Origin of the sequence: Phytohabitans sp. LJ34, assembly GCF_052068095.1 — a bacterium.
In the GTDB taxonomy this organism is placed as follows: domain Bacteria; phylum Actinomycetota; class Actinomycetes; order Mycobacteriales; family Micromonosporaceae; genus Phytohabitans.
In genome coordinates this window covers 138,319-155,125 of sequence record NZ_JBQHDG010000015.1, presented here as the reverse complement: position 1 = coordinate 155,125, position 16,807 = coordinate 138,319, and the positions used below count along the sequence as shown (strand labels likewise).

Below are 16,807 nucleotides of genomic sequence, written 5' to 3'. Positions count from 1 at the left end.
CTTCCGTGCGACGTTTTCTGGCTCCAATACTGGGTTTGGCGCTGCTGGCCGGCGCTTGCGACACCCCGACACCGCAAGCCTCCGAGGGCCCGTTCAAGAAGGGCTCCGGCACCCTCCGCGTGCTCGCCGGCAGTGAGCTGCACGACCTCCAGGCGATCCTCGACGACGTCAAGGCCGCCACCGGCGTGACCGTCAAGCTCACCGAGATCGGCACGCTCGACGGGATCGAGCGCGTGGCCAGCGGTGCCGCCGTGCGCGACCAGGACGCGATCTGGTTTTCCAACAACCGCTATCTGGAGCTGCACCCGCAGGCCTCCGGCCGCATCGACGTGAGCACCAAGGTGGCCAACTCCCCCGTCGTGCTCGGCCTACGCGCCAGCAAGGCCAAGGCGCTCGGCTGGGACCAGCACCGTCCAACATGGAGCGAGATCGCCGAGGCCGCCGGCGCGGGCAAGTTCACGTACGGCATGACCAACCCGGCCGCCTCCAACTCCGGCTACTCGGCGCTCGTCGGTGTCGCCGCCGCGCTGGCCGGCACCGGGCGGGCGCTGACGAGTGCCGAGATCTCCGCGCTGACGCCGCGGTTGCAGTCCTTCTTCGCGGGTCAGTCGCTCACCGCCGGTTCGTCCGGCTGGCTCGCCGACGCGTACGTGCAGCGGCAGTCCGGCGGCGCACCGATCGACGGCCTCGTCAACTACGAGTCGGTGCTGCTGTCGCTCAACGAGGGCGGCAAGCTCAAGGAGCCGCTCACGGTGGTCTACCCTGCCGACGGCGTCGTCACCGCCGACTACCCGCTCACGCTGCTGGCCGGCGCCAACGAGCAGGCCCGCACCAACTACGCGGCGGTCGCCGACTACCTGCGCCGCCCCTCCACCCAACGCAAGATCATGGAGACCACGTTCCGCCGGCCGGCCGTGCCCGGCATCGCGCTGAGCAAGTCGTTCGGCCCCGCCGACGGCGGCCTTGTCGAGCTGCCGTTCCCGGCCCGGTACGACGACGCGACCGCGCTGGTGACCGGCTTCGGCGACAGCCTGCGCAAGCCGGCCCGCACCATCTACGTGCTCGACACCTCCGGCTCGATGAAGGGCGCTCGCATCAAGGGCCTACAGAGCGCGCTGCTCGGCCTCTCCGGCGCGGACAACTCGCTCTCCGGTGAGCTGACCCGCTTCAACGGCCGCGAGCAGGTCATCATGCTGCCCTTCAGCACCACGCCGAAGGCACCCCGCCGCTTCGACCTGCCGGCCACCAACCGCCAGCCGGTCACCAACCAGATCCGCGGGTACGTGCGTGGTCTCGCCGCGGCCGGCGACACCGCCATCTACGACGCGCTCACCCGCGCGCTGGAGCTGGCCAAGCAGCTCGACGGCGCCGACCCCAACCGCTTCACCTCGATCGTGCTGCTCACCGACGGCGAGCGGACGGTCGGCCCGAAGCTGCCGGCCTTCAAGACCTACCACGCCAAGCTGCCCGCGAAGGTCAAGGCGATCCCGATCTTCACCCTGCTCTTCGGCGAGGGCAACGTCCAGGAGATGACCGAGGTGGCCCGCGTCAGCGGCGGCCGCACATTCGACGCCCGCGGCGGTTCGCTGGCCGGCGTCTTCAAACAGATCCGCGGCTACCAATAGTTTTGAGCTACCGCGATGTCCGCCGTGGTCCGGACCGTCGCTCCCGCGGCCTCGCCCTCCGCGTGCGGTCCCGCTCACCCCGGCGGCTGCGCCGGGCCTACAGGGTGGGCTTTCGACGACTGGAACACCAGTGCTGTCAAAACGGCCGGATAACAGCACTGGTGTTCCAGTCGTGCGCGCAGAGTTCACGTGGCGTTTGGCACGGTGTTCCACCGAGGCGGACGGAGGGGGTTTGCATCAGGCCGTGATGACCTCCTCGAAACGCGTCCGGGCCGCCGTGTTTGCGGTGGCCACGGCCGCGACACTCCCGGTGCTGCCGGCGTCCTCCGCCTCGGCGGGGTGGGCGGCGCCCGGCGCGTCTTGCGCGCCGGACGCTTCGCTGATCGGTTTCTCCGACGCCCTCGACAAGACCACCTTCGCCGGCACGCCCGTGTCCGGCCTGTCGGCGCTCGCGCTGACCCGTTCCTCGCGCGGGCTCGCGCTGGTCGACAACATCGGCACGACGCCGGCCCGGGTGTACGACGTGGACCTGGACGCGGGCCGGCGCGGGGTCTCGGCCGAGGTGCGCGGCATGACCGTGCTGACCCGGCCGGACGGCACGCCCTACAACGGCGGCGACTTCGACGGTGAAGGCCTTGTCGCCGAGCGTGGCGGCAAGACGGTCCTGGCCAGCTCCGAGCGGGAGCCGTCGATCCGGCGCTTCCGGCTCTCCGACGGGCGCGAGATCGCCAGCCTGCCGGTACCGGCGCGCTTCCAGGTCACGCCGGCCGGCGAGGCGGCGGTCAACCAGACCTTCGAGGCGCTGACCGCCACCCCGGACCACCGCACGCTCTACGCCGGGATGGAGGGGCCGCTGTCCGGCGACGGGCGCGACGCACAAGGGCGTGGCCTCCAGCGCGTCATCCAGTACGCGGGCCGCGAGGGCGCCGGCTACACGCCGGTCTCCCAGCTGGCGTACCGGACCGACCCCAACCTCGGCCTCGTCGAGCTCGTGGCGCTCGGTGACGACCAGCTACTCGCCATGGAGCGCGGCTTCACCGCGGGCGTGGGCAACACCGTGCGGCTGTACCGCGTCACCGCGACCGGCGTGCCCGACGTCACGGGTGTGGCCTCGCTGTCTACGCTCTCCGACCCGCGTGCGTGGCTGGGCAAGGAGCTGCTCGTCGACATCGCCGACTGCCCGCCCTCCGGCGCGGTGGCCAAGCAGCCGCAGCCCAACCCGCTGCTGGACAACATCGAGGCGATGGCGCTCGGCGAGGCGCTGCCCGGCGGCCGCCGGCTGCTGTGGCTGATGTCCGACGACAACGGCGGTGCCACCCAGATCACCCGGGTGTACGCGCTGTCGGTCAAGCTCCGCCCGCAGCCGGAGCTTCGCAGCCGGGCCATCCTGTCCGCGACCGCGTACCAGCCGGGCCCGATCTCCGGCACGCAGCTCGCGCCCACCCCGGTCAACGGCATCACGCCACCGTTCCCCGGTCAGCCGATCCCCGGCTTCTCCGCGGTGATACAGGGGAACGACGGGCGCCTGCTCGCCATGCCCGACAACGGCTTCGGCGCGAAGAACAACTCGGCCGACTTCCTGCTGCGGGCCTACTCCGTCGAGCCCCGGTGGGGCAGCAACGAGGTGAAGGTCAAGGGGTTCATCAGCTTCCGCGACCCGTCGCACAAGGTGCCGTTCCCGATCGTCAACGAGAACACCGCCGACCGCCTCCTGACCGGCGCCGACTTCGACATCGAGTCGCTGGCCCGGGACTACCGCGGCGACCTGTGGATCGGTGACGAGTTCGGGCCGTACCTCGTCCGCACCGACCGGACCGGCAAGGTGCTCCAGGCGCCGATCCCGCTGCCGGACGGGGCCAAGTCGCCGCAGTCGCCCGACCTGGCGCCGGGTGAGACGCCGACCGTGCCGGCCAGCCGCGGCTTCGAGGCGATGGCGGTGAGCCGCGACGGCAAGTGGCTGTACCCGATCCTGGAGGGCGCCAAGACCGACGACGCCGACCAGCGGCGCCGCATCGTGTACGAGTTCGACGTGCGGGCCAACCGCTACACCGGCCGCACGTGGTGGTTCCGGGTCGCCGATCCGTCCCTTGTGGTCGGTGACGCGGGCGTGCTCGACGGCCGCCGGCTCGTACTGATCGAGCGGGACAACGCGATGGGCCCGCAGTCGGTGGTCAAGCGTCTCATGGTCACCGACCTCGACGAGGTGGGCGCCGACGGCTACCTGGGCCGGCGCACCGCGGTCGACCTGATGCGCGTCGCCGACCCGCACGGCGTCTCCTCCCCGGCGCGTCCCAACGAGTACGGCGTGGGCGAGCTCTTCAGCTTCCCGCTCCAGTCGGTCGAGTCGGTGCTCCCGCTCGGCGGCGACCGCGTGCTGGTGGCCAACGACAACAACTTCCCCGGCAACGACGGCCGCATCCCCGGCCGCGCGGACGACACCGAGCTGATCGTCCTGGACGTTCCCGGACTGCGGTAGGTCCACGATGGACGGCCCCGGCGGGTGCGCCGGGGCCGTTCCGTCTCCTACGCTGGACGCGTCGGTCACGACGATCGACGCGGACCTGGGGGCGCGCTCTCCGCCGATCTGCCGCTGCGCGAGCTGGTCATCCGCAACCGCGCCGACGACCGCGGGCTGCTGGGCATCAGCCGCTTCGCCCAGCTGGAGCGGCTACATATGGCCGGGGTGCCGAGCGACGAGGAGATCGCCGAGTTGCGACAGCTCCCGCGGCTCGCCCGCCTCACCATCGCCGATCCGGAGAGTGTGGCGGCGCTGGCCCGGCTGGAAAGCCTCGACGTCACGGTCGACGTCGCCGATCCGCCGCCCGCCTGACGGGCCGCAGCCTGGCGAGGCCGGTCAGGCGACCACGCGGAGGCGCTGTAGGCCGAGGTCGAGCACGTCGCCGGGGCGGAGCGGGGTCTGCACCTGGAGGCGCCAGCCGTTGATCCGGGTGCCGTTGGTCGAGCCGAGGTCGACCACCATCCACTGCCCCTCGACCGAGGTGAGCATGGCGTGCCGCCGGGACACCGAGTCGTGGGCCAGCCGCAGGTCGCAGCCGAAGTCGCGGCCGATCACGTAGCGCCCCGGCGCGGGCGGCAGCCGCAGGTCGAGCTGGGCCGCCTGCCGGGCCCCGAACGTGCGCTCCCACCAGGTCTGGAAGGCTGCCTCGGCGCGGGCCCAGAAGCCGGCGGGCGGCAGGTCGCCGACCGCGGCGTCGAGGTCACGGCGGCGGCGGGCGTCGATCACCACGCGTAGCCGGTGGAGGAACGTGACGTCGGACAACCGCCCCTCACGAGCGCTGTCACGCAGCGCGCGGACCGCCCGCAACCGCTCGCGGTGGGATATCCGCGCCTGCTCGGGGTCGGCCGTCATCGCCCCATTATCGACGCTGCCCTCTGTCAAGCCCACCCCCGATTTCCGGGGTTGTCAATTCCGCGTCACCGTTTTCACTTACGCCACGCATACGGCGGCGCCGATGTACTTTCGCCGACTCCTTTCTCGAAGTTGGAGGTCTGCGAATGGCTCAACGTGCGTCCCTGACCACGCGCGCGGCCGCGGTGGCGGTCGTCGCCGGGCTCGGGCTGACGGCGCCGGTCACCGTCGCGCCAGCCGCTGCCGCGGAGAGGCCACCCACGACGGTCGACTGGAAGCCGTGTCCCACCTACTCCGACGAGGCGCTCCGCGCCATGGTCCCGCCGGACCGGCTGGAGCGCTTCACGGCGCTGCTGGCCCGGCTGGAATGCGGCACGGTCAGCGTCCCGCTGGACTACCGCCGACCGCACGGCCGCACGATCACGGTAGCGCTCACCCGGCTCAAGGCTCGTGACCAGGCACACCGGCTGGGCAGCCTCGCGCTCAACCCGGGTGGGCCGGGCGGCAGCGGATACCTCATGCCGGTCGAGCTGCTGACCATGACCGACACGAACGCCGGGCTCAACGAGCGGTACGACCTGATCGGCTTCGACCCGCGCGGCGTCGGCTACAGCACCAACATCAACTGCCCGCCGCCGAGCGGGGACCCGGGCCCGCGGCCGGTCGGCCCGATCACGAAGGAGGCCGCCCGCCGCCTCTACGACCTGGAGGTGAGCGCCAACGCCGCCTGCGGGCGGTCGGACCCGGACTTCCTGGGCCAGCTCACCACCGCCAACGTGGCCCGCGACCTCGACCGCATCCGGGCCGCGCTAGGTGAGCGAAAGCTCAACTTCCTGGGCGTCTCGTGGGGCACCTGGCTCGGCGTGGTCTACCGCAGCCAACACCCCGGCAACGTCGGCCGCATGTTCCTGGACAGCGTCGCCATCCCCAGGTTCAGCCTCGTGGCTTTCGAGGACGGTCGCCAGGCGGCGGCCGAGCGCAACGCGCGGCGGATGGCGGCGTGGATCGCCCAGCACCACGACACGTACGGCTTCGGCACGACGGCGGAGCAGGTGCGTGCCGCGATCATCGCCCTCCGCGCGGACTACGACGCGAACCCGCGGCGGTTCACCGATGTGGACATGCCCGTCGACGGCTCGTTCATCGCGCTGTCCGCCAGCCAGGACGCGCCGATCTGGCCGCTGGCCAGCCAGGTGCTCAAGGAGCTGCGGGACGCGACCGGCCCGACCGCGCCACCTACGGTCAAGGAGGTGCTCGGCGGGGAGCCGGAGGGCGAGCCGACCGAGCCGCCGGCGGACCTGCCGGAGCGGTTCAACCGGACGATGAACCAGGCCGCGTTCTGCAACGAGGACCCCAGCCGGCTCGGCTTCGACGCCGCCTGGGCCGCGTACCAGGAGCGCCTCGCGCGCAATCCGCTGACCGCGCGGGCCGGCGGCTTCTCGGCGGGGTGTGCCGGCTGGCCGCTGCCGGTGCAGACCGTCCAGCTCCGTCCCGGCGGCGGTTCGCTGGTGCTGTCCGGGCACCGGTGGGAGACACCGTCTCCGTACGAGTGGACGCTGGAGACCAAGGCCATCGTCGGCGGCAAGGTGTACACAGTGGACGACGACGTGCACGGCTCGGCGCTGATGGAGCCGGCCTGCGCCACCGATGTCGTGTCCTATTTCGACACCGGCCGGATCGACGGCGGCTGCGCCGGCGTGCCGGTGCCGACCGGCCCCGAGGACCGGTCGGCGCAGTCCCTGCGAAGTGCCGGCGTCGAGTCCCGGATCTGACGCCGTAACGGCTGAGGGCGGTGGAAAGCCGCCCTCAGCCCGCGGCCGGCACGCGGGTGTAGATCACGCCGAGCTTGTCGACCTCCGCACCCGACCGGCCGTGGAAACCGGCGATCTGCCAGCCCGCCGGCGCGGTGTAGGTGACGATGTTCGCGGTCGTGGAGCCGCCCGTGAGGGTACGGCCGAGGTTCGTCGTGAAGCGGGCGTAGAAGATCCGGGTGCGACCGTCCTTCTGTCCCGAGTGGAGGGTGGCGGAGGCAATGTGCTCGCCGGCGCCCAGCGTCAGGGTGCCCAGCGTGCCGCCGGAGCCGCCGTGGTCGAACGCGACACCACCCGCCGTCGTGAGCCCGACCGCGTCCACTCTGGCACCGGCGCGCAGGCGTAGCTGGCCGACCCGCTGGCCCACGGGCACGGCGGCGACGTCGGTGAACGGGGTGCCGTGCGGCCCGCCGGACACGTCGCTGAGCGACAGGTCAGGGTGGAGCGTCCACCGGAACCCGGCCGCGATCGGGTAGTGGTCGGAGAGCATCTCGCCGTCGGTGGTGCGGAAGCCCGCGTTCTCGTTCCGGTACCAGTCGAGGCCGAGCGTGACGTACCGGCTTCCCCGGTAGAGGATCTTGTCGACCACCTCGCACGCGTCCGTGACGCTCGCGTCGTCGCACACTAGCGCCGGGCTGCCGGCCGCCGGCGGGACGCCCCCGCGCTCCTCCTGGACCCACGCGTCGGTAAGGCCGTTGGCCGCCACAAGGTCCCGGATGTTGTCGCCGGCGCGGGTGTACCGGGTGTTCGTGTCGCCCGCGACCACGACCGCGTTACCCGCCGAGTTGGCCGCGATGAACGCGGAGAGCTCGGAGATGTTCGACCGGCGGGCGGCCAGGTCGGCGTCCGTGGTGCCCGCGTTCGGGTGGAGGTTGTAGAAGTCGACGTACACGCCCTCCGCGAGCCGCTTCCGCGACCAGGTGAAGCCCTTCGGGGTCAGGCAGTCGGTGCCGTTGCACGCGTTCCAGTCGTCGCGGGTCAGGTCGGAGTACGGGAAGTCGGAGAGCGTGTTCAGACCATCGCCGAACCCTGCGCCGCCGCTGGTCGGCGTGCGGTGCGGGTGCGTGTCGTTCGCGTACAGCGCGGCGTGGTAGTTGAAGTCCTCCTGGACGTGCACGATGTCGTACGCCCCGATCCGCTGGCCGATGATCGGCGTGTTCTGCTCCGGGTTTCCGTCTCCCAGGCCCAGCGGCAGGCCCGCGACGTTGTAGGTCAGCACCGAGAAGGTGCCCGAGGCCGGTGGCACGGCGGCGGCCGGTGCGGCGGTAAGGCCGGCGACGCCGAGCGCCGCTACGCCGACCATGGAAACGAGCTTCATCGCCGCACGCTATCAAGTATGTGAATATTTCTCACTACCACTGGGTGACGAAAGGGTGGCGCCGGTCAGGCGGCGAGCACGGAGACGGCGGCGACAAGGTAGAGGGCGCCGCCGAAGCAGACCCCGGCGCCGGCCAGTGCCGGCACCCAGGCCGTCGACCATTTCCGGGCACGGCCGGACAGCAGCGACCACCCGCGCAGGCTGAGCACGCCGACGGCGGTGAGGGTGGCGGCCATGCCGGCGCCGAACGCGATCACCAGCACCACCGCGCCGAGCGCGCGGCCGGTGAGCAGCCCGCTCACCAGCACCACGAACGCGGACGGCGACGGCAGCAGGCCGCCGGAGAGGCCTAGCGCCACAAGCCCGCGCCGCGACCACGGAGCCTCCGTCACGTGGTGATGGTGATGATGATGGTGGCGGCGGTGGCGAACGTGGCGCCACAGCAGGTGGGCGCCGACGGCGATCACCACCACACCCGCGACCACCTGCATCCACGCGGTGACCGTCTCCGTGCCCAGGGCGGCGGCGCTCGACAGGCCCACCCAGACCAGCGCGAGCACCAGCACCGAGAACGTGTGCATCAGCGCCACGATCAGGCCGAGCCGCAGGGCGTCGCGATAGCGGGCGTGGGTGCCCACGAGGTACGCGGCGGTGACGCTCTTGCCGTGGCCGGGCGCGACCGCGTGGGCGGCGCCGACGGCGAGCGCGGTGACCAGTGCCAGCCAGAAGACGGCCCGCCCGTCGAAGAGCGTCACGAGCCGGTTGTCGAAGGCGCTCATGCCCGCCGCCGCCGGAGCGCGACCAGCAGGACGAGGCCGAGCAGGAGCACGGCCCCCGTCCCTGCGGCGAGGGTGAGGACCGAGCGCCGCACGCCCCCGCCCGAGGCGTTGAACGTGATGTGCTGCATCGGTGCCGCGGCGGTGAAGAGCGCCTGGTCCGGCGATGCCGGGGTGTCGGCGCGGAGCATCGTGCGGTACGCGTCGTTGAGGTCCGTCAGCGCGGTCACCGTGATGTCGACGTCGACCACCGGGCCGGGGCAGTCGAACGTGAGCCGGGCGCCGTCGGCCAGCACGTCGCCGAGCGCGGCCAGGTCACCGGCGCACTTCCGTCCACTTTGGCTGACCGCGATGCGGCCGAGCAGGTAGTCGCGTACACCCGGCGAGCGCCGCAGCAGCTCCGCGCCGGTCACGTCCGGGCTGGCGCCGTCGAACGCGCCGACGTGGCGGCCGAGCGCCACCCAGTCGTCTTCGGCGGCGTGCCAGGACACGGCGACCCGCGAGCCGTCGGCACTGACCCGCGCGGTCGAGGGCGGGCCGAAGGGGTGTGCGCTGGCGGGAGTGGCGGCGAAAAGGACCGCCGCGGCGACGAACGCGAGCTTCAACCGGACCTCCGTCCAGGATGGACACGCGTGGACCCGCCGCCACACACCGGCGGCGGGCCCACGGCGCGTCACTTCGTTACGGTGATGACCGGGCTGGTGATCTGCTGGTTGGGGCTGTCCAGGTAGACCACGTGGGTGCTGCCGGCCTTGGCGCTCGGCGGCAGCTCGAACGTGTACGACAGTCGGCCCAGCTCGTCCGCCGTCTTGTAGCCGACGAAGACGCCGTTCTTGCCCTCTTCGGCCTTGGTGTTGCGCAGGTAGACGGTCACCTTCTCGCCCGGGTCGTACCCGTACGCGGTGACCTTGAGGCGACCCTGCGTCTCGACGGTGGTCTTGTTGACCACGACCTGCTCGCCGACGGTGTTCTGCGGCGTGCGGATCTCGTTGACCGTGCGCTCACCGTCGTCGTTCTTGCGGATGAGCACGCCGTCGTGGTGCTGGCCGTTGGCGTAGCGGGCCTCGTAGCGGATCGTGTCGGCGGTGACGTCGACGAGCTGGTAGAGCTGCGTGTCCTGGCTCTTGCTCATGATGTCGGCGCCGTTGCCCGTCCACACCGAACCGTCCACGTCGTACATCTTGCCGCCGGAGACGGAGACGGCGTAGACGGTGCTGTCGTGCACGGTCACCGACTTGCGCGACGCCGTCGTGCTGCCCCGGCCGTACGTGTGGTCGTGGCCCTGGAGCACGAGGTCCACGCCGTACTTCTCGAACAGCGGGCCCCACTGCGCCCGGACGATCGGGTTGTTGCGCCCGGAAGCCGTCGAGTACACCGGGTGGTGGAACGTGACGACCGTCCACTTGTGCGGGTTGGTCGCGAGCACGCTCTCCAGCCACGCGGTCTGCGCGGCCATCACGTCGGGGATGCTCTGCACGTTGCTGTTCAGGCCGACGAAGCGCACGCCCTGGTAGTCCACGTAGTACGCGGTGCGGTCCAGCGCCGGGTTGTCACCCCACGCCGGGCCGTTCTTCGGGTACGGGAACTGCGGCGCCCAGAACGACGACAGCGAGCTTCCGCTGTACTCGTGGTTGCCGGTGATCGAGATGTTGTTGATCTGGCCGTCGATGAAGCTGCCGGCCTTGTACCACTGGCCCCACTGCTCCTCGCTGTTGGCGGAGTCGATGAGGTCACCGGCGTTGACGATCGCCTTGGCCTGCGGGCGGTCGGCGAAGGCCTGGCGGAAGACGCGCGGCACCGCGGTGTCGATGTAGTTCTGCGCGTCGCCGTAGTAGATGAACGAGAACGGCTGGAAGTCGGCGGCCGCGGTGGTGAAGTCGATCCACTCGCTCCAGTTGGTGCCGTCGCCGACCCGGTACGTGTAGCGGGTGTTCGGCTTCAGGTTGGTGAACTCGGCGGTGTGGTACGTCGAGGCGTACCCGAGCGAGGTGTTGACCGGCGTCGTGGCGATCGCCTTGACGTTGGTCACCGCCCCGGTCGGAGGCGCCACCTGGCCGAGCGCCTTGGGCGCTTCGAGGATCTCCGCCTGCGCCCACTCGGCGGTGGCCTCGGCACGCCAGGTGACCCGCTGCGAGGTCGCCGGCGTCTCGGTCGGCGTGAGCATGATGCGGTCCGGCACCGGCGACGGCTTGTGGATCTCGGCCGCCGGGTGCTTGCCCGGCGCCGCCTCACCGAACGCCGACGGCCCGATCGCGAAGCCGCCCGCGAGCAGCGCGGCGGCGCCGATGCCGGCGAGCATCGCGCGCCGTGGCCCGGTCGCCCACGGTCTTCTCTGGTCAGACAATGCTGGTTCACCCCTCGGGGTAGAAGGACAGCGGCCACCACCAGCAAGCGGTGGCTCGACGGGCATTGAGCCAGCGGCAGCCAACGGCTCCGCGACAGGCGCCTGGCCGAACGGTGAACTCATGATCGACACCAGCAGCCCGTATGCCCGTTTCGACCGATTTTCCAGTACTGTTCATCCGGCGGCGAGCGGCACGCCGTCGGGCCGTGATGCCATGTTCGAAGATCGATTTCTAGGATGCGGTCGCGATGGTCACCTCACTAGGCGCGCGGGCCGCGGGCCTCCTGCTCTCCGCCGCGCTGCTCGGCGCGTTCGTCACCGGCGCGTCCCGCCCCGACGCGACGGTCAAGGGCGACGGCTTCATCGACGCGGAGACGCCCGGCGTCCTCAACATCGAGGCCGGCGAGTGCTTCGACGACCCGACCTACGACGTCTCCTTCGCCGACGTGATCGTGGTCTACCGCCCCTGCGTCGAGGGCGCGCAAAACCAGTCGTTCGGCTTTTTCCAGGTCCCCGACGGCCCCTGGGACGAGCCGGCACTGCGAGCGCTCGCCTGGGACGGCTGTCGCGCGGCCCAAACCCGCCGCTGGCCCGCCGGCGACCCGGGCGTCTCGCTCTACCCCGTGCTCCCGACGGCCGAAACCTGGGCCGACGGCGACCGCACGGTGATGTGCGTCCGCTACCGCCCGACCGGCCGCCTCTCCCCCGCCGACACCCGCTGAGACCCCATTCTTGGAAGCAGATTTGCCCACGTCCGCGTCAGCTGCGGACCGCACGCTCCCGCGGGCCGCCAGGTCCGCGGTTCAAGCCCACAACCTTCCGCGTAGCGCCAGCTCGGAGAAGCTGCCAGGCCGCCGCTCCCACAGCCTCACCCGTCACGCTCACCCCGGGTCAAGCCGCGCACGGTTCGTTTGTCCACAATGCCCCTTACCGAGGCGCCAGGCGCCGGACCGGACAGAGGTGCCGTCACCGCGAGTAACCGCGACAACCACACCTACCCCGCAGGCAGCCGTCCGACAAGGTCCGGCCCCCCATGGGCTTGCGACGCGGACCTGGCAGTGCGGGTCGGGGATCTCGGCGAGCGCCAGCTCGCCGCCGACCCGCGCGTACTCCGGCGGGAGCGGCGGTCCGCAGCTGACATGAACCCGGGCAAACTCCAACTCGAGGCACACCACGACGGCGCCACCCTGAACCCGAAAGATCTTTAGAACAGTTAGGGTCGATACTTGATCGGCGGGCCACCTTGCAGATCGCGGTCACCTGGACCCCCTCCAGGGGGACTAAACGACCACGATCGCCAGGACCTCGCCGATCAAGGCCTCGCGACAAACACGCTGGCAGTCTCTTGTCTGGCCGGTCTTTCCGGGTCCGCGCGCGTGGCGGGCGGACCCGGAAGGCGTGTGGCGTCAGACGCGGCTGAGCATGGGCGGCGCCGGTGTTTCGGCCGAGGGTGCGGCGGCCGGGCGGCTGGGCCACCAGATCTTCTTGCCCAGGTGCACCGACAGTGCGGGGATCAGCAGGCTGCGGACCACGAACGTGTCGAGCAGTACGCCGGCCGCGACGATCACGCCGATCTGCACCGACGGCACGAGTGGGAGGATCGACAGGGCGGCGAACGTCGCGGCGAGCACCAGGCCGGCGCTTGTGATCACGCCGCCGGTGACGGTCAGGGCGTGCAGCACGCCGCGTTTGTGGCCTAGCTGGCCGACCTCCTCGCGGGCGCGGGTCATCAGGAAGATGGTGTAGTCGACGCCGAGCGCCACCAGGAAGAGGAACGTCTGGAGCGGTAGGCCGTCGAAGAGCTTGGTGTAGCCCATCGCGTCCAGGACGAAGGCGGCGGCACCCATCGCGGCCGCGTAGGAGAGGACCACGCTGCCGATCAGCAGTAGCGGGGCCACCAGCGCGCGCAGCAGCACCACGAGGATCAGGAACACCACCGCGAGGATCAGTGGGATCACCACCCGCTCGTCCCGCCGGGACGCGGCCGCGGTGTCGAGCTGGATCGCGGTCTCGCCGCCGACGAGGGCTTCCGCCCCGGGGACCGCGTGCACGGCGTCCCGGATCCGTTCCACGGTGTCCTTGGCGGCCGGGCTGTCCGGTTCGGCGGCCAGCACCGCGCGGACCATCGTCCACTGCCCGTCGGAGGAGCGTTCGTGCGCCTGCACCGACGCCACGCCCTCGACGCCACGTATGGCCGCGGTCACGCCGTCCGCCGTGGCGGATCGCGCGGTGATTTCCGCCGGTGCGGCCGAGCCCTCCGGGAAGTGCTGCGCGATGAGCTTCTGGCCGGTGACCGAGCCGACCTCATTGGTGAACGTCTCGCCTCCGGGCAGCCCCATGCTGAGGTTGCCGACGCCGAGCGTGAGCACCGCGAGCGCGACGGCGGTGCCGACCCACACGGCGCGCGGACGCCGCCCGACGAACGCCGCCACGCGTCCCCACACGCGGTGGTCCTCCGCCACGTCGTGGCCGACCGCGTCCGGGGTGTAGCGCGGCACGAACGGCCAGAAGAGCCACCGTCCGAAGAGGACGAGCACGGCCGGCAGCAGCAGCGTCATGACGAGGAACGCGGCGGCGATGCCGATCGCGCCGACCGGGCCGAGGCTGCGGGTCGAGTTGAGGTCCGCGGCGAGCAGGCAGAGCAGGGCGAGCGCGACCGTCGCCGCGGAGGCCAGGATCGCCGGGAACGAGCGGCGCAGCGCGACGCCCATCGCCTGGTGCCGGTCGCGGTGGCGGCGCAGCTCCTCGCGGTAGCGGGCGATCAGCAGCAGCGCGTAGTCGACGCCGACGCCGAAGACAAGCACGGTGAGCACGCTCTGCCCCTGGAAGTCGACGGTCAGCCCGGCGTGCTTGGCCAGCAGGTAGACCACCGCGCTCGCCACCTGGCTGGCCACGCCGACGCAGATCAGCGGCACCAGCCACAGGATCGGGCTGCGGTAGGTGAAGAGCAGCAGCAGCGCGACCACGCCGGCGGTGACCAGCACGAGCGTGATGTCCATCCCGCCGAACGCGTCGAACAGGTCGTCGGTGGCGCCGGCCGAGCCGGTCAGGCCGGTACGCAGGCCGGCCGGTGGCGCGTTGGCGAGCTGGTCGCGTACCGCGCCGGTCGAGTCGGTCTGCTGGTCCTCGTCTCCGGCGAGCGGGAAGGAGATCAGCAGCGCCTTGCCGTCGTCGCTCACGATGGCCGGCGGCACCTCGCCGCCCTCGGCGTACCGGGCGAACGCGGTGCGGTCCGCCTCGGCCTTGGCCCGGTCGGCGCCGGTGAGGCCGCTGTCCCGGGCGTAGACCGCGACCGCGACGAGCCGGTCGGAGCCGGGGAAGGCCGCCTCGGCGCGTTCGTACGCCTGCGTGGCCTCGGCGGTGCGCGGCAGCCACGCCACCGCGTCGTCGGTGACCACGTCGGCGAGCTTGACGGCGAGCGGCCCGACCGCGGAGGCGATGGCGAGCCACAGCGCGAGGGCCAGAAACTTCGTACGCCGGCCGGACGGCAGTCTGGTGATCCAGTGCCACGACATTTTGGGTTCCTCCTCTGGATGACTGCCTCCGATCCTTCGGCCGGTGCCGCCGCCGGACACTGGGCACAGCACCCCGAGGGGGGTGGGCCTAGCCCTACCGGCAATCGCCGGCCGGTCGGCCAGAATGGGTGGCGTGAACGAGGAGCTGACCCGCTTTGTGAGCCGCGGCCTGGCCGCGAGCGTCCGGAGCTTCGTGGTGGGTCTGGTCTTCTACGTCGGCGGGATCGTGCTCCTCGTCCTGTCGATCGTCTCGATCTCGTTCATCTCGGTCTTCGGCGTCGGCATCTTCCTCGTGCCGCTGGTCACCGTCGCGGTCCGCGGGCTCGCCAACGAGCGGCGCAAGCTGGCCGGCCAGTGGTCCGGCGTGGAGATCCCCGCGCCGTACAAGCCGCGGCCGCCGATGGAGTCCTTCGGCGTGGTCGGGGCCTGGCAGCGCTGCCGGTGGATGCTCGGCGACCCGGCCACCTGGCGCGACCTGCTGTGGCTGCTCAGCTCCCCGATCACGCTGGCGCTCGGCATCCTGCCGGCGGCCATCGTCGGATACGGGGTCGAGGGCATCCTGGTCATGCCGACCGTGCTCCAGTTCGTCGACGGCTACCACTACGGGCCGGGCTGGCTGATCGACATCCCGTTCGAGGGCATCGTGGCGATCCCGCAGGGCGTCCTCGTCCTCGCGCTCGGCCTGGCCGCCGCGCCGGCGATCCTGCGGCTGCACGACCGGTTCGCCAAGCTGCTGCTCGGCCCCACCCGCCAGGCGGTGCTCGACCAGCGGGTCCGGGTGCTCACCCGGACCCGCGCGGAGACCGTCGACGCGCAGGCCGCCGAGCTGCGCCGCATCGAGCGCGACCTGCACGACGGCGCGCAGGCCCGGATCGTGTCGCTGGGCATGAGCCTGGGCCTGGCCGAAGACCTTGTCACCCGCGACCCGGTCGCCGCGCAAAAGCTGCTGGCCGAGGCACGCGACGCCAGCGACAAGGCCCTGTCCGAGCTGCGCGACCTGGTCCGCGGCATCCACCCGCCGGTGCTCGCCGAGCGCGGCCTCGACGGCGCGGTGCGCGCGCTCGCGCTCACCCTGCCCATCCCGGTCGAGGTCGACATCGAGCTGGCCGGGCGCCCGCAGGCGCCGGTCGAGTCGGCCGGCTACTTCGCGGTCGCCGAGGCCCTCGCCAACGTGGTCAAGCACAGCCACGCCACCCGCGCCTGGGTGCTGGTCCGGCACGACGGCCGCAGCCTCGGCATGACGGTCAGTGACGACGGGATCGGCGGCGCCAACCCCGAGGGAGGCACCGGCCTGCGCGGGATGGAACGGCGCCTGGCAGCATTCGATGGAACGGTCGCCGTGAGCAGCCCGCCCGGCGGCCCGACCGTCGTGACCATGGAGCTGCCGTGCGAGTTGTCATCGCCGAAGACCTTGCCCTCCTCCGGGACGGGCTGATCCGGCTGCTCAACGCGTACGACTTCGAGGTCGTCGAGGCGGTCGACAACGGCCCCTCCCTGCTCCCCGCGCTCCTCAAGCACCGCCCGGACGTCGCCGTCGTCGACGTGCGCCTGCCACCCACGTTTACCGACGAGGGACTCCGGGCGGCGATCGCCGCCCGCGAGCAGGTGCCCGGCATGCCGGTGCTCGTGCTGTCCCAGCACGTCGAACAGCTGTACGCCCGCGAGCTGCTCTCCGACCGCACGGGCGGCGTCGGCTACCTGCTGAAGGACCGCGTCTCGCACGTGAGCCAGTTCGTCGACGCGGTCAAGCGCGTGGCCGCCGGCGGCACCGCGCTCGACCCCGAGGTGGTGGGCCAGCTGCTCGCCCGCCGCTCGGCCGAGGAGCCACTGAAGGCACTCACGCCGCGTGAGCGCGAGGTGCTGGGCCTGATGGCCGAGGGACGCTCCAACAACGCGATCGCGAGCCGCCTCTTCGTCACGGACAAGGCGGTCGGCAAGCACATCAACAACATCTTCACCAAGCTCGGCCTGCCACCGTCGGACGACGACAACCGCCGCGTGCTCGCCGTGGTCGCCTACCTGAACGCCTGAACCCCAATCACAGTTTT

General features: G+C 71.6%; 13 protein-coding genes. 7 read left to right on the top strand and 6 right to left on the bottom strand.

What is annotated here, in order from left to right:
* The first annotated feature begins 5 nt into the window (after nucleotides 1-5).
* The 3 genes from ACTMTJ_RS26135 (at nucleotide 6) to ACTMTJ_RS26125 (ending at nucleotide 4,455) form a co-directional block, all read left to right on the top strand.
* Nucleotides 6-1,625, top strand: a complete 1,620-nt coding sequence (locus tag ACTMTJ_RS26135) for an extracellular solute-binding protein (protein WP_441220377.1) — start codon at nucleotides 6-8, stop codon at nucleotides 1,623-1,625.
* Between the two features lie 247 nt (nucleotides 1,626-1,872).
* On the top strand, nucleotides 1,873-4,101 hold the full coding sequence (locus tag ACTMTJ_RS26130) for an esterase-like activity of phytase family protein (protein ID WP_441220375.1): 2,229 nt from the start codon (nucleotides 1,873-1,875) through the stop codon (nucleotides 4,099-4,101).
* A gap of 24 nt (nucleotides 4,102-4,125) precedes the next feature.
* Nucleotides 4,126-4,455: a hypothetical protein gene (locus ACTMTJ_RS26125; RefSeq protein ID WP_441220373.1), complete on the top strand. Its 330-nt coding sequence runs from the start codon at nucleotides 4,126-4,128 to the stop codon at nucleotides 4,453-4,455.
* 24 nt (nucleotides 4,456-4,479) lie between these two features.
* Here ACTMTJ_RS26125 and ACTMTJ_RS26120 read toward each other — a convergent pair whose 3' ends face one another.
* Nucleotides 4,480-4,995 (bottom strand): FHA domain-containing protein, encoded by a 516-nt coding sequence (locus ACTMTJ_RS26120; protein WP_441220371.1) that lies wholly within the window; start codon nucleotides 4,993-4,995, stop codon nucleotides 4,480-4,482.
* A gap of 146 nt (nucleotides 4,996-5,141) precedes the next feature.
* Here ACTMTJ_RS26120 and ACTMTJ_RS26115 point away from each other — a divergent pair, with 146 nt between their 5' ends.
* Entirely contained in the window at nucleotides 5,142-6,767 is a 1,626-nt protein-coding gene (locus ACTMTJ_RS26115) for an alpha/beta fold hydrolase (RefSeq protein WP_441220369.1), read from the top strand.
* Between the two features lie 34 nt (nucleotides 6,768-6,801).
* Here ACTMTJ_RS26115 and ACTMTJ_RS26110 read toward each other — a convergent pair whose 3' ends face one another.
* The 4 genes from ACTMTJ_RS26110 to ACTMTJ_RS26095 all read right to left on the bottom strand — a co-directional run bounded on the left by ACTMTJ_RS26110 (nucleotide 6,802) and on the right by ACTMTJ_RS26095 (nucleotide 11,244).
* Nucleotides 6,802-8,124 (bottom strand): jacalin-like lectin, encoded by a 1,323-nt coding sequence (locus ACTMTJ_RS26110; RefSeq protein ID WP_441220367.1) that lies wholly within the window; start codon nucleotides 8,122-8,124, stop codon nucleotides 6,802-6,804.
* Between the two features lie 65 nt (nucleotides 8,125-8,189).
* Nucleotides 8,190-8,903, bottom strand: coding sequence for a HoxN/HupN/NixA family nickel/cobalt transporter (locus ACTMTJ_RS26105; RefSeq protein WP_441220365.1), 714 nt, complete (start codon nucleotides 8,901-8,903; stop codon nucleotides 8,190-8,192).
* Nucleotides 8,900-9,505, bottom strand: coding sequence for a hypothetical protein (locus tag ACTMTJ_RS26100; RefSeq protein ID WP_441220363.1), 606 nt, complete (start codon nucleotides 9,503-9,505; stop codon nucleotides 8,900-8,902). Before ACTMTJ_RS26100 ends, ACTMTJ_RS26105 begins: the two co-directional genes overlap by 4 nt.
* A 68-nt stretch (nucleotides 9,506-9,573) precedes the next feature.
* Nucleotides 9,574-11,244 (bottom strand): fibronectin type III domain-containing protein, encoded by a 1,671-nt coding sequence (locus ACTMTJ_RS26095; protein ID WP_441220362.1) that lies wholly within the window; start codon nucleotides 11,242-11,244, stop codon nucleotides 9,574-9,576.
* A gap of 248 nt (nucleotides 11,245-11,492) precedes the next feature.
* On the opposite strand from ACTMTJ_RS26095, the gene ACTMTJ_RS26090 reads away from it, so the two are divergent.
* On the top strand, nucleotides 11,493-11,966 hold the full coding sequence (locus ACTMTJ_RS26090; RefSeq protein ID WP_441220360.1) for a hypothetical protein: 474 nt from the start codon (nucleotides 11,493-11,495) through the stop codon (nucleotides 11,964-11,966).
* Nucleotides 11,967-12,650: 684 nt separating this feature from the next.
* Here the strand turns inward: ACTMTJ_RS26090 and ACTMTJ_RS26085 are convergent.
* Nucleotides 12,651-14,759, bottom strand: coding sequence for an MMPL family transporter (locus tag ACTMTJ_RS26085; protein ID WP_441220358.1), 2,109 nt, complete (start codon nucleotides 14,757-14,759; stop codon nucleotides 12,651-12,653).
* Between the two features lie 133 nt (nucleotides 14,760-14,892).
* Between ACTMTJ_RS26085 and ACTMTJ_RS26080 the strand changes: the two genes are divergently transcribed.
* Together ACTMTJ_RS26080 and ACTMTJ_RS26075 are read left to right on the top strand one after the other, a co-directional pair.
* The gene (locus ACTMTJ_RS26080; protein ID WP_441220356.1) at nucleotides 14,893-16,194 is read left to right on the top strand and encodes a sensor histidine kinase; all 1,302 of its coding nucleotides are present in this window, start codon (nucleotides 14,893-14,895) and stop codon (nucleotides 16,192-16,194) included.
* On the top strand, nucleotides 16,146-16,790 hold the full coding sequence (locus ACTMTJ_RS26075; protein ID WP_441220354.1) for a LuxR C-terminal-related transcriptional regulator: 645 nt from the start codon (nucleotides 16,146-16,148) through the stop codon (nucleotides 16,788-16,790). Before ACTMTJ_RS26080 ends, ACTMTJ_RS26075 begins: the two co-directional genes overlap by 49 nt.
* Nucleotides 16,791-16,807: the final 17 nt, after the last annotated feature.